The organism is Bacteriovorax sp. BSW11_IV, from assembly GCF_000447755.1.
GTDB lineage: Bacteria > Bdellovibrionota > Bacteriovoracia > Bacteriovoracales > Bacteriovoracaceae > BSW11-IV.
In genome coordinates this window covers 25,946-39,794 of record NZ_AUNE01000058.1, presented here as the reverse complement: position 1 = coordinate 39,794, position 13,849 = coordinate 25,946, and the positions used below count along the sequence as shown (strand labels likewise).

The window sequence follows — 13,849 nt, the reverse complement described above, 5'->3', positions numbered from 1 at the left end:
GGAAAAAGTTTATATAAAAAATGTAATGGAATTTTTATTAGATTAGTTACTTAAATTTTCAGGTCGGTATGACCTTTTCGCCTCACAGAAAAAGAAACAATACTTAAGTATCATAATCTATTTGATGCGGGTAGAGGATATTTCATCGTAAAAAAAATATTTTTTTATACTATTTCCGATAACCCTATGTTTTTACGAAGGTTCTCTAAAGGCAGGACAAGTCGAAAGGTCGTCCCCTTCCCCCTTTCAGACTCAATTTCCATCTTCCCACGATGCCTTTTGATGACATTTAGGACCAACTTTAGGCCTAAACCCACCCCTTTTTCACCACGTTCACCTTTTTGAGAAATAGTTAATGAACCAGAAAGAATCTTTTCCATAACTTCATGAGAGATGCCGTTACCTTCATCTTGAATCTCAATTATATAGCGGGCCGAATCTTTGGCCATACCACGCACACTTATACAACTTTTTGAGGGAGAAAATTTAATCGCATTTGAAACAATATTGCGCACACAAGTCGCAAGCATTTTTGGATCATGTTCGAAAACACAATCTTCAGCATCAAACTTTAAAACGATTCCTTTATCCATAATGCTTTCATCTAAAAAGTCGATGGCATGTTTGATGGTCGATTTCACTGAGGCACTTTTTAATACCAAACTACCATGTGTTAATTCAGTTAAGGCCCAATCAAGAAGCTCTTTAATGAGCGAATCGATATTGCGAATAGAAACCATAATTGAGTTTTGGTCCTTAATGATCATTTCATCATTAATATTATTTGCACGTTTTAATGACCTCTCAGAGCGCATTTGAATGATTGAAAGAGGATTGCGAATATCGTGAGCAAGAGTCGCAAGAATTTTATCCTTGGCCAAATTGACTTCTTCTAAATTGAGATTTGTCATAAATTCACGACGCAATAAAGAGTCTGATTTAATTTTGAAAAACAATAATAGAACTTCAATCGCAAAAAGCATGAAAATCATATAGCGATGCAGTTGAAATCCAAAAGTTGCCGTTGGTTCTTGGAAAAAGGTAAATGTTAAAAATAAAATGATGGCGCAAAAAACTGTTGAATGAATACGACCGGGTAGAATCATAAAAAATGAACCGACCATCATCATAATTCCTGGAAGAAGAGTTAAGCTTGTCCCCTTAGTCCAAATCGTTAAAATAAGAATAACAAGAGTTGAAGTTATCTTCATTGTGCCTAACCACCACTCAAGAAACTTTGGGCGAGTGACACTATTGCGTTCAACAATGAAGAACACTATCGAAAAAACAAGTAATACAATTCTGATGACAGAAAGATCGTTGGCACTACCAAAGTAAAAGGGGCGCTGATAATCGCCTAGAATCCCTGCGAAAAGAAAGAAGAGGCAGCATAGGAAGTAAGAAAGAAAAGTATAGTGCTTATTCTTCTTCCAGAGTTCATTCTGGAAATAAGATTCACTAACCTTATCTTTGAATTCACCTACTAAATTGAGGTTAATATTCATCTTCCCTTCTTATCTCATTTATAAAAATGGCCATTTGATAACTTAAAATAATAAGCCAATTTATGCTTAAAAACAAAAAGAGTAAAACCTCATATACTTTTTTACATCTTCATCAAGAAATCTAGATAGTAGTATCCTAATCAATTGGTTTCTAGCAGAGCAATTATTAGGAAATCTAATTTATACGCTCTCGCCTTGAACTTGAGGCAATATTGGCCTTTTTATGCCATGATTATTGAGCTCCAAATTACCACGGGAAACCACATCACTTTGGAAGGCCTTTTCATATTTTACATCTAAAACATAGGCCTTTACCCCAACTTTGATGGCAAAAGTATTTGAAATGGCGATCTCTTCAAACGCAATAGAAACATTCTTTTCGAGATAAGCGAATCGACTTGTGATAACGACTTCATAGAGGATGTCTTTGACCTTTGATAAGTCTTCAAAAATGGAAACATAAAAAGTGCTAACAATCATCATATCTAGGGCACCAGTATTTCCACTTGATACACAGTCAGATAAAAATTTTAAATTTGGAATTGTAATCTGATTATCATCTAAGGTCTGTAAACGAACTGTTCGTAGGCCAATACTCTTAATTTCACCGTAATAGCTATCAAATTCAACACGATCTCCCACTTGAAATGGACGATCAAATAATAAAATGAAACCAGCAATAACAGAACCAACGAGATCCTTTAGAGCAAAACCGAAAGCTACGGCCGCAGTACCACCAACTGCCACCATAATTTCTTTTGTGGGCTCAAATATTATATAGAAAAAACCAACTGAGCCAAAAAGATATGCAATGAATGAGATGATAGTTGTAACTTGTAAGATCATTAATCTCTTAGATGAAAACTTCTTCTGCACATATATAGACCAGTGGTTGAGTAGTCTCACAAAGAGCACAATGGCAAAAATGGCCAATGCAAACATGATGATTTTATCAATCTTCAAAATGTCTAAAACATAGAGAACGCTTTTTTCTGAATTAGTTTCCATAGATGAAATTCTTTGACTTTAAAAATTTAATAATACTGTACTGACTCAAGATATCGAGCATAAAACGCCCTCTTGTGTCTTTATAGAGTAGCCCCCCTTCAGAGGCGACTTTAATAGCATTGCGTACAAGACCTATTGGTAAATATGTTGTTAATGTAATTTCCTTCGCTGAGAGGTTTTCATGCTTTAAGACCTCTGCCAAAACAAAGAGCGTATCATCAGAAAGACCCATTAATTCATCACCATCGTAGAGTTTGGGAACATTTACGACAAATGACTTCTCTCCTCTTTTTCTCAGGGCTGAAACCCATAGAGAGATTGCGCATCGAGGGTTTCCGTTAGAGAGCTCCCATAGAAGTTTAAAAAAACGGGATTCAATGGAAGCATAACTATCAATTTCTTCACTTCCATTTGTGGCGCTAATGAGAAAATCAAAAGACAATTTATAATCGGTCTTATTATGACGTTTCATAATAAGCTCTTTAATTCTCTCATCAGACCAACCTGATAAGGCAAAAACATTTCTGAAAAACTGATTTCTTCCAAAGGCCCTATCTAAGTAAATCCAACTATAACGATTGAAAGAAAAGCACCAAAATATATTTTTTGTCCCAAGATTCACAAGATTTATTAGCTCGTTATAGGCCTCAAATCCTCCAGAGCGAGATAAAAAAACATTTTGAACTTCATCTAAAAAGACCACCGTTTTTTTCTCTAATCTATTATCGATACTTAAAATATCAAATCGCTCTTCTTCTTTGAAACCAAGAAGTTCTTTAATATAATTTCGCAGTCCATCTCTCGTCGCTAATTTGGCAGGAACCTTATGATAGATAACATTCACATCATTGTTGTCCTCATAAGTACTCATGACATATTTCATGAGCGTCGTCTTCCCAACACCCTTGTCACCATAGAGAACCAGTGAATGCTCTTCAGCGCGCTCGCCCAGCCATTCATTGATCTCATCACAAATACCTTGGGATAATTGAGGGTCCGGAGCAATGAGTAGATCTGACTCTTCTAGAGAGCGTATCGTGAAAATATCTAAGTAATCTTGGGGTAATTTATCACGACCGACTTCAACTGTTGCGACTTCAATGTTCTCAAGTTGTCTTCTAAATAACTTGGCCGATAATTTCTTAGAAACTTCGAGATTTTCTGTTAATGAAATAAAGACATTAAAGAGCATGACAATAACACTGATAATTAAGAGAACAAAAGAGGCCATCCAGGGAGGGCATTTTTTTTCAATCATCTCAATTAGAGTGTAAACCTTTGTCGAAACTTTCTTTTCAAGAAATCTTAAAATAGTGTCGTGCCAATCTGTCGCAAGAATACTGACTCTATAAAGAGTAAGACCAAAGGCCATTAGAGAAATAATTGAATAAACGTAAACTTTCCCCAAACTTTCTTCCAGTAGAATTAATGAAATAAAGTAGTAAAGGAAAATCTTTCCGAGTGAATTGGCAGAGTGATAGGCCTTAATTCTAAAGGCGTGGATATTGCGAATTTCGAGAATAGCAATTGAACTTAAAAAACCAACAATGGCAATTTTAAAGATTGAATAGACAATAAAGACTTGTACAAATGGGATAATAAAGCGCAAATCTTCAATATGAGTGAAGTAATAATGATTCTCTATAAGATAAGTAATATAGAGCCATAAGAGTAAGCGATAGGCCGGGCGTAACCTTTGCCACCAAATAGAAAACAGTCTTCCTGTAGAACGAAATTTTTCAGAGATTAGAAGCGCACTCTTTACTTTATCAATTTTATGTTCTGAATAATTAACACCCAGAGAAATGACGTAAAGACCAAGTAAAAATACAACAAATCCAAGCCCATCAAAAATAAGGCGACGCACTCCTTTTTTACCTAGAGAAAGTGCATCTTTGACATAAATGACTCGCGAATACAGAAAAGATACAATCTTGTAGGGCACTGACAACAGCTCATATTTTAAATCTTGCCAAAATCTCATGGTAAAGACTTTCTCAAAAATAAAACTCTTTCCTAACCTTTCATAAAGGGCCTGTCTTGTGGAACTAACCTGAAACAACAAATTGTAGTGCATTTGGAGTTCTTGATCACTCTTCAATGAAATAGATGCGAGAGTCTTTTCTTTAAGATTTTCTATTTCAAGAACAACACGGTTTATATTTTCAATTTCTTTTTTTGCCTCATCACTACTTTCAGCAAAATTTGATCTCGATGGCATTTCTGGAAAGTTTAGGGACTTTAACTGTTTTGAAAAAAGATGAAATCCTTTTTTTACAACATCTTCCCAAATCGTCGTAACTTCAAAGAAAGTATCTTCTAAGGCCACCCCTTTAATCTTGTCGATTTCTCCGGAAACGCGGCCAACCACAAGAGACTTGTCTTTATAAAAGCGCAATTCATCTTCAAGGATTTTTGCTTGGGCCAAGTTGATATTTAGTATTTGAACCTTCACTTTTTCCAATTCAACAATGGCCGCTTTTATGTCTTTTAAATTTTGATCTTCTGTGGCCACCATTTGGGCCTGGGTATCACTAATCTTTTCAGTGATCTCTTGCTTTAGTTTTTCATCTTGTTCTTTTTCACGGCTTATTTTATCTGCAAATTCAGGTAGCGCCTGAGCATTGGCCATGGTCTTCTTCAAGAGGCTATCTAAATTGCTGTTTTTTTCAAGAAGCTCAATTTTCTTTAAATAAAGTCTGCGCCAAGAATTGATCAACTCAATATACTTGGTATCTTCTTTAACTTCTCTTAGGCAATTGGCAAGATATTCTAATTCATCAGGGACGTGTGAAATGTCTTCTACTTGTTTTTTATATGTCGTTATTAGAGTTTGAACATCCTCGCCCGCGATTTCAGGACCAAAAATCGTGGTTAAAGGCATCTGAGTTGTGAAATTCCCACTCAGAATCTGATCGATTCCTTCGATGGATTTTGAATAAAAGTCCTTTTTCGTTTCGTACTGATCAATCAACTTACTCTTAACTGGGCAAGTTGAATTTGCAAATGAGATAAAAGGAATGAGGTACAATAAGACAATAAATATTCTTTTCATCTCTTAATCTTAGAGAAGAAAAAAAATAAAGTCATCGGTATTTTTAAAAAACTTTTTCCCTAATTTTCCAATATCTTTCAACTTTTCTAGCTATGACAAATTTAGGAGTTCGAAAGTGATCTTTTAATAAAATCGCTCTGTCTATGTCCAAAGAATCATAAACTCTTCCCGGATATTTCAAATGAGGTCGTACAAAATTATGATAAAACGCTAACTGAGAAGACTTTCCATTTAAAAAATAGAATTCTGCCAAGAATTGGCCATCGTAATCATAATAGCGAATTTCTAATCTTTCTCTGCCTTTGCGATCCGTTGTTTTCATGAAATCCATAAAATCAACTCGTAGCACATGAGCATTCGTTAATTTCATCGCTTCTTGTAGTTTTTTATCTGGATCAACTAAAGTCGCATCACATCCATTGCAGACTCTTGCGGCAATATCATTTTCAGCGCCACAATCTTCACAAATTTTAAAACGAAAACGGAAACCACAAGCTTCAATGTGAAGGGTGACTGGATCTTCGTGAGCACCTCTACACTTTCTTCCAAAGTGCTCAACCACTTCACCTTCATCATCCACTTTTCCCCAGAATAAATTATTATGCCCACATTCTGGACATGGAACTTCAACAGGTACACTTTCTTTATCTGGCGGGATATCGCCTACTTCTGGCGAGAATAAATTATGCCCTTGCCCAGTATAATCAAGAATCAGGCAGTCTTCTTTATTGGCAGCAAGACGCAGCCCCCTGCCCACGATTTGTTGATAGAGACCAACAGATTCGGTGGGTCTTAAAACCGCAATAAGATCAACATGGGGGGCATCGAAGCCCGTTGTTAAAACGGAGACATTCACAAGATATTTAATTTTCTTATCTTTGAAGTTATTGATGATTTCATCTCTTTCTTTTATCGGAGTATCACCTGTAACAATTTCACTTTGACCAAGAGGCAGTAGGCCCAAAATTTCTCGAGCATGGCGAACTGTGGAGGTAAAAATCATCACTCCTTGTCTTTCTTGGGCCGTTTCGATGATATGGCCAATAATCCCAGGAGTAACCCGTTCATTATCCTTTAGAATTTCTTCAATATCTGAAATAGAATAGAGCCCAGTCTTTTTATCAAGTTCTAATTTACTAAAATCATAACAAGCTACAGGTGAATCGATCTTAACAGGTCGAGTGAGATAGCCATTATCGATCATATAACTTAATGGGAGTTCATAGATACAGTCGCGAAAAAAGCAATCACCTTCGCTTTTGAGAGAGCCTTTATAGTGATAGTTATAAATCCACCCCATTCCAAGACGATAGGGAGTGGCGGTAAGTCCCAAGAAGAAAACTTTGTCGTTTTTCTTTTTGAGAATATCAAAGACTTGTTGATATTGAGTTTTTTCATCTAGAGAAATGCGGTGACACTCATCGACAATCACAAGAGAGAAATTCTCAAAGAAATCTTCCGATGCTCTGGCAACGGATTGAATTGAAGAAAAGATAACTTTTTCGCTCTTTTCTTTTCGCCCAAGTCCTGCGGAATAAATGCCCGCAACGAGATCGTAACTTTTGTATTTTAGATAATTTTGTTCAACGAGCTCTTTGACGTGAGTAAGTACAAGAACACGACCTTTGGCTATACGTGCCAACTCAGCAATGACCAAACTTTTCCCCGCTCCAGTTGGTAAAACGACAACCGCAGGTGTTTTATGGCGCCTAAAGTGTTTGACGACACTGGCCACAGCTTCATTTTGATAAGGTCTTAATTTGTACATATTGAAAAAGTGCCAGTACCATATCCAAATAGCAAGAGATAATCTTTTGACAGAGGAAAATATGAGTAAAAAGCATATCGTCATCACAGGCGCGGCCAGTGGAATAGGAAAACTTCTCGCAAAAAAATGTTTAACCCACGGTCTCTATGTAACACTAATTGATTTGAATAAAACTGGCCTTGACAACTTCGCGGACGAAAACATCGCGTTTTCGGACTCTTTTACAACTATTGCTGCCGATCTATGCGATAAGTTTGAAATGGTGAAAGTTCAAAACTATATAGAAAACGGAGAGAGACCTGTTGATATTTTAGTTAATAATGCTGGAGTTGTTTCAGGCAAGAATTTCATTGATTTGGAAAAAAGCGATGTTGAAAAAACTTTCCAAGTAAACGTCTTCGCACCCTTCTTTCTCGCACAATCAGCAGCTAAATCTATGATCAAAAGAAATGAAGGTCATATTATTAATCTTTGCTCGGCCAGCTCTCTTGTTGGAGTGCCGAAACTATCAGACTATGCTGCTAGTAAGGCGGCCATTTTAAGTATGGATGAAAGCCTAAGACTAGAATTGAAAGAAATGAAATCAAGGGTGAGAACAACGGCCATCTGTCCATTTTATATCAACACTGGGATGTTTGATGGTGTAAAAACGAGGTTTCCATTTCTTCTGCCCATTCTAAAACCTGACTACGTTGTGGAGAAAATTTACAGAGCGATTATCCATAAAGACGACAGAGTAGTCCTTCCCATTTTCGTTTACTCGATCTTTTTAATCAAGATATTGCCGCCGCGAGTTTTTGATGCTCTTCTCTCTTTTTTTGGGGTTAACTCATCAATGGAAAAGTTTAAAGGACGCCATTAAAAATGTCGATTAGTGCTCAATGAGAGCACTAATCATTTTTACAATTCTTACCTTTGTTCATAATACATTTGCCAAAAATTGCTTGGATCTTTTATCAACATTTCAAAATAAAGAACGAAATGTTGCTCCTGTTTTGGATGTATCTGCAACTTATAAACGACTCTATGAAATTCAAAAGCAATTTCCTGAACACATAAAGATTCACAAGTTTGGGACTTCTGAAGGTGAAGATCTTTTGGCCCTCAATGTTTTTCATTACAAAGATCAAAGAAAAAAATATCGTATTATGATATCTAGTGGCGTCCATGGCAATGAACCTATGGGTGTCATAACGGCCATGAATTTTCTTGAAACACTTCTAAAAAATAGAGATGAGTTTAAAGATTTTGAATTTACTTTCATACCTATGATAAATCCAACGGGACTTATCGATAGTACAAGAAGAACAAGGGCCGATATCGACTTAAATCGATCATTTAAAGATGGGCATTGGGTTGAAGCTTCAAGTGCTCTAAGAGAGCTTTTAGCAAAAGATAGTGACTTTGATATGGCCATTGACTTACATGGGGCAAATACCAAGAGTGAGTTCTTTGCCATTAAGGCCGATGAAGACAGAGGGCTTGCCAGAGAGGCGCTAAAGTCATTGCAAAAAAAGGACCTCCTTTTTCCCAAAACCGAAGAAGGAGAAAGACTCAATGAATTTCCTGGGCAAAATGGCTCCTATACACTTTTTTCCCCAGGTGAGACTCTTTCCCAATCCTTAGGCACACTAAAAACATATTATAACAATCTAGGTATTCCCTATTCTTATACTCTTGAATATCCAGGTATGTTGAAAACAAATAAAGGTGAAAAGCAAATGCCTCCCCAAAGGCAAATGAAGATGATGACCCACATTGTAAGATCTTTGCTCTACTCTCTTAAGAAAATCGAAAGAACACCTCAAAGTATAAAAAAATTCGGCCCGACAAAGCCTATACAGGTTCCAAATACTACAAGTGCTGCTGTAAAATAGGCCATGGAAAAATTGAAAATTGCCATTGCCGGCGCCACAGGCTTTGTTGGAAAAAATCTCATTGAAAAAATTAAAACTGATTTTGACATCATTGCCCTTTCACGCTCCGATAGAAAGAACGAAGATAATATTGAATGGCGTAAAACTGATTTATTCTCATTAACAAGCACATCAAATTCACTTAAAGATGCTGATGTTGCTATCTATCTCGTTCATTCTATGATGCCATCTACTCGTCTTTTTCAAGGTGATTTCGAAGACACAGACCTTTTGCTTGCAGATAATTTTGCAAGAGCTGCAAAAGAAAATAACATTAAGCAAATCATTTACCTTGGAGGGATTGTTCCCGAAGGCCATATTAGTGAGCACTTAAAAAGTAGAAACGAAGTAGAAGGAGTTCTCAGAAGTAGTGGTGTACCTGTCACTGTCCTAAGGGCAGGAATGGTTGTGGGTAATGGTGGTTCTTCATTTGAAATTTTACGTCATCTTGTGTTGAATCTACCAATAATGGTACTACCACAGTGGACTCAGAATAGAACCCAAGTCATTTACATAAGTGACCTCATTAGAGTTATATCTAATATGATTGATAATGAAGATTTTAAAAACTCAACCTTGAATGTGGTTACGGGTGAGGATTTAAACTACAGAGATTTGATCATTCAGATGGCCAGTAAACTTAATAAGTCACCCCTATTACTTTCTGTACCAGTTACTTCAATTGAATTTTCAAAACTATGGGTCACAATCTTTGGTCAATCCTCTTATGAACTTGTTTCTCCTTTATTAGATAGTCTACTCTGCGATTTACCAGTGAGTAACAGTGATCCAAGAGTATCAAAATTAATTGAACACAAAACGTTCTACTCTATGCTTGGAAAATTCAATCTTTCTGAAGAAAAAATCCCTAGAAAGCAAAGAGCTGTTCAGCAAGAAAATTCTGTACGCTCTGTTCAAAGATTAGGAAATGAAATAAATGCCAATTGTGGTGAAATTGCTGACGAATACTTAAATTGGCTGCCTCATTACATGAAAACGATTGTGCATGTAAAAGAAAATAAACAGGATGAAAATATTATTTCATTCAACCTTCCGATGATAGAGAGTCCACTTCTCATTTTACAATATATTCCAAGTGATATTGAAGAAGATCGCAGAAAATTTCACATAGTAGGTGGAGTTTTAAGTCGCACGACAAATACTGGTTGGTTAGAATTTAGACAAGTGGATCATAAGAAATATACACTGGCGGCCATACACGAATTCATCCCCGCTCTTCCTTGGTACGTCTATCGTTTTTCCCAGGCCTTGGCCCACAAATGGGTTATGAATGCTTTTTCAAAACATCTAAAAGAAAAACTTAATAATAAATAAGATCGCCTTTTAATCATGGCAGCTTTTTAACTTTTTTCAGAGGCTAACCTCCTGTAAGTGTGTTTGCTTGACTCAGATTTTCAAGAATAATTTACAATTACTATATGAATAAATTGGGGAAAAACATTTTATACATTGAAGACGATCCCATGCTTGCCGAGTGTTTGATTGATGAGCTCAGTGAGAACAATATTCATGTCACTCACTGTGCGACTCTGAGTGAAGCACTATTTAAGGCCTCCATGCAAAAATTCGATTGTATTGTGACAGACATGCATTTGAAGACTGGGACGGGCAAAGACTTTATCTATGCCATTCGCTCAAGCTACAAACATGTTAATGTGGCGACTCCAGTAATTATGGTAAGTGCCTTTTTCACGGAGGAGTTGGTTAAATTGATTGGAAAAGAAATTAGCTTTGCACTGGTGAAGCCATATCAACTTCACACTCTAATTTCAAAAATCTTTGATCTTGTCGCTTGAATTTGGATCAAAGACAAACCGTCTTCGCTCAAATGGATAAGAAAGATTGTAATAGAGTATAGGATACTTTTGATTGTCCAATTTTGTTTCATACTTAACCCCCTCGCAAAATAAGCAGGTAAAAAGCCTAGCATCAATTTTTGTGGGATAATGCAAATTTTTAATGAAATATTTTCTTACCTTGTCCCCTTCTTCTTTTAAGCGATAGTCTCCATACCAAATAAAGTAAAATCTAAAGCTCACACCTAAAAGAATAACCATTGGAATTGATAGCGCACTATTTTTTCTTTTTCGCTTCGAAAATAAGACTTCAAAAAAGAGGTAAAGAACAAAGACAAGAACAAAAATTTGAGCGAGTGGCCCTATTATTAAATGTAATAATATAACAAATAGAACACTCGCAGATTTCATTAATTAGCGACAAATGAGTTATAGGCCTTAGTATTTCTCACGTCGCCTTCTTTAATTGTTTTTTCCATTGCTTGAATAAAACGCACTGGCCATTTTTTTTGAATAATATTCGATACAAAATGAGGGATGGCCCCACCCATGTCGCCAATAAATTCAAATTCAATATGAGTCCCAGACTTATTAGGAGTTAGTGTTACAGTTAGCACACGTACATTGGCCTTCACATGATCATTATCTTTAAATGAATCATCAGGAATTTCAATTCCTTCAAAAATAACTTTGCTACCAACTTTTTTAATTTCACCTTGTAGTAAAAATTCGCGATCATAAAACGGCCATGGAGTTGTGTAATATTCACTAAAGATATATTTATTGGCCCCAAGCTCTTTATGAAGTTTTACATTTTTTAACTTAGGTGCCCATTTTGATTTATGTTCATAATCAATCAACAACTTCACAAAGCTTTCAATCGGAAATTCTGATTCTCTTACGGCCTTAAATGGTAGAAGCCCCTGCTCATTGTGTTCCATACTATAAAGCTCTACACCTTCATAGGTGGCCACATGTTGCCAGTTATTGGCCAATGAAGCAGATGTAAAACAAAATACCATCGTAAAAAAAAGTGCTATATATTTCATCATTCAATCCTTCAATTATTTTGAGTTATGATAGACAATTTTCGATAAGATGTCTTCAAATTAACAAAGAAGATAGTTATACTTTATAAAACTACATAAGGATTTGAAATGACTTTAAAACAAGAGGCCTTTAATTTCATCGATACTCAAAAAAGTGCAGTCTTAGGAACACTTATGGACGGTCATCCTTATGGCTCGATAGTCCCCTTTGTTCGCCATGAAAACAAAATTATTATCTATATTTCTACTCTCGCCCAACATTATAAAAATATTGTAAGTAATTCTAAAACTTCATTTACTCTTTACGATAGTTCTAAAGAAAATCCACAAAGTGAAAAAAGAATATGCCTAATGGGAGAAGCAAAAATTCATCAAGGTGATTTCAAATATCAAGATTTATACTTCGAACAATTTCCAAATTCTAAGAATTTTTCAAATACCCACGGTTTCTACTTTTGTGAAATTACAATTTCACAGGCCCACTTCATTCAAGGTTTTGGAAAAATTAATTGGCTTGATTTAAACTGATTGGCAAATCATACGACACAAAGACTCTAGAGATTCTTTGTCGGTTTTATTAAACGAGCCAAAATTAACTGAATCAATATCTAGAACTCCTATCACTTTGTTCTCATCGTTAATCATTGGAACAACAATCTCAGAATTTGAAAGAGAGCTGCAAGCGATATGCCCAGGGAATTGATGAACATCATCAACAACCAACGTTTCCCTTCTTGCCCAAGCAGATCCACACACTCCCTTATCAAAAGGAATCTGGGTGCAGGCAATAGGTCCTTGGAATGGGCCTAAGTAAAGCATATTTTTACTATCATCAACGAGATAAAAACCAACCCAATGGTGATTGAAGTATTTTTGAATAAGAGCACAAGCATTTGCTAAACGAGAAACAAAGTGATCACTTGGCAACAAGAGCGCCTTCGCTTCTTTTAAAAGGAGTTCGTAGTTTTGTTCTTTCGTTTTGTTACTCATATTGACCTTTTCAAAATAAACATCTGTGCTGAACCTATTTTAAATGTGACACTTTTTTTTCACAAATCAATTAAATGTAAATTTTTTGTAGGAATTTCGATAAATTGGCCTCAAACCTTGACATATATGTAAGCAATACCATTTTATGGTTCTACAAATAACAATTGAGGCATTATGTTTTTACCTTTAGTTTTTCTATTTACCCTTTTGCCGGCCTTGGAGATTTATCTACTTTTTTCTATTGGCGGTGAAATTGGGGGAATAAATACATTGATAATCGTTCTAACGACAGGATTTGTTGGTGCTGGACTAGCTCGCTCGCAAGGTCTTAGTATCTTAGCGGAAATCCAACAAAAACTTCAGACTGGCGCAATCCCGGCCCAACAAATCATCCATGGACTTATGATTTTCGCAGGTGGTCTTCTTCTTATGACTCCGGGCTTTGTCACTGATATTATGGGACTTGCCATGGTTGTTCCAGGTTCACGTCACATTCTGGCCGCCTTTGCTCAAAAATACTTTGCCAAGGCCATCCAATCAGGAAATGTCCAATTTTCAACTTTTGGCATGGGGCGTGGTGGTGGTTTTTCATATAACAGCTATGAAAATGGGACAAACTACGCTCGCCCGAATGGTCCAAGACAAGTTGCACCAGATACATTTGAGGCGGAATTTCACGAAAAAAAATAATCGCATTTTCTTCTCTAAAGACATTGTGTGAACTATCATAGGGGAACAAAA

The 13,849-nt window shown here is 36.1% G+C and carries 12 protein-coding genes; 6 read left to right on the top strand and 6 right to left on the bottom strand.

What is annotated here, in order from left to right; all coding sequences use genetic code 11:
• Positions 1-164 precede the first annotated feature (164 nt).
• The 4 genes from M899_RS16755 to M899_RS16740 all read right to left on the bottom strand — a co-directional run bounded on the left by M899_RS16755 (position 165) and on the right by M899_RS16740 (position 7,336).
• Positions 165-1,505 carry a sensor histidine kinase gene (locus M899_RS16755; protein WP_034730147.1) on the bottom strand — a complete coding sequence of 447 codons (1,341 nt, stop codon included), beginning with the start codon at positions 1,503-1,505 and terminating at the stop codon, positions 165-167.
• Between the two features lie 180 nt (positions 1,506-1,685).
• Positions 1,686-2,513 carry a mechanosensitive ion channel family protein gene (locus tag M899_RS16750; protein WP_021272683.1) on the bottom strand — a complete coding sequence of 276 codons (828 nt, stop codon included), beginning with the start codon at positions 2,511-2,513 and terminating at the stop codon, positions 1,686-1,688.
• Complete coding sequence (locus M899_RS16745) at positions 2,503-5,568, bottom strand: AAA family ATPase (RefSeq protein ID WP_021272657.1); 3,066 nt, start codon at positions 5,566-5,568, stop codon at positions 2,503-2,505. Before M899_RS16745 ends, M899_RS16750 begins: the two co-directional genes overlap by 11 nt.
• A gap of 43 nt (positions 5,569-5,611) precedes the next feature.
• A complete protein-coding gene (locus M899_RS16740; protein WP_034730144.1) occupies positions 5,612-7,336 on the bottom strand; it encodes a DEAD/DEAH box helicase in 1,725 nt (574 codons plus the stop codon).
• Positions 7,337-7,397: 61 nt separating this feature from the next.
• On the opposite strand from M899_RS16740, the gene M899_RS16735 reads away from it, so the two are divergent.
• From M899_RS16735 to M899_RS16720, 4 genes are all read left to right on the top strand, one after another.
• Positions 7,398-8,198, top strand: coding sequence for an SDR family oxidoreductase (locus M899_RS16735; protein WP_021272742.1), 801 nt, complete (start codon positions 7,398-7,400; stop codon positions 8,196-8,198).
• A 19-nt stretch (positions 8,199-8,217) separates the two neighbouring features.
• Positions 8,218-9,213, top strand: a complete 996-nt coding sequence (locus M899_RS16730) for a DUF2817 domain-containing protein (protein WP_021272706.1) — start codon at positions 8,218-8,220, stop codon at positions 9,211-9,213.
• A gap of 3 nt (positions 9,214-9,216) precedes the next feature.
• On the top strand, positions 9,217-10,587 hold the full coding sequence (locus M899_RS16725; protein ID WP_021272700.1) for an NAD(P)H-binding protein: 1,371 nt from the start codon (positions 9,217-9,219) through the stop codon (positions 10,585-10,587).
• 104 nt (positions 10,588-10,691) lie between these two features.
• Positions 10,692-11,069 carry a response regulator gene (locus tag M899_RS16720; protein ID WP_081653875.1) on the top strand — a complete coding sequence of 126 codons (378 nt, stop codon included), beginning with the start codon at positions 10,692-10,694 and terminating at the stop codon, positions 11,067-11,069.
• Between the two features lie 410 nt (positions 11,070-11,479).
• On the opposite strand, the gene M899_RS16710 is transcribed toward M899_RS16720, so the two are convergent.
• Positions 11,480-12,118 (bottom strand): hypothetical protein, encoded by a 639-nt coding sequence (locus tag M899_RS16710; protein WP_021272652.1) that lies wholly within the window; start codon positions 12,116-12,118, stop codon positions 11,480-11,482.
• A 108-nt stretch (positions 12,119-12,226) separates the two neighbouring features.
• Here M899_RS16710 and M899_RS16705 point away from each other — a divergent pair, with 108 nt between their 5' ends.
• A complete protein-coding gene (locus M899_RS16705) occupies positions 12,227-12,646 on the top strand; it encodes a pyridoxamine 5'-phosphate oxidase family protein (RefSeq protein ID WP_021272699.1) in 420 nt (139 codons plus the stop codon).
• Here the strand turns inward: M899_RS16705 and M899_RS16700 are convergent.
• Positions 12,638-13,108, bottom strand: coding sequence for a GAF domain-containing protein (locus M899_RS16700; RefSeq protein WP_021272698.1), 471 nt, complete (start codon positions 13,106-13,108; stop codon positions 12,638-12,640). The genes M899_RS16705 and M899_RS16700 overlap by 9 nt on opposite strands.
• A gap of 174 nt (positions 13,109-13,282) precedes the next feature.
• Here M899_RS16700 and M899_RS16695 point away from each other — a divergent pair, with 174 nt between their 5' ends.
• Positions 13,283-13,798 carry an FxsA family protein gene (locus tag M899_RS16695; RefSeq protein WP_021272741.1) on the top strand — a complete coding sequence of 172 codons (516 nt, stop codon included), beginning with the start codon at positions 13,283-13,285 and terminating at the stop codon, positions 13,796-13,798.
• The last annotated feature ends 51 nt before the right edge of the window (positions 13,799-13,849 follow it).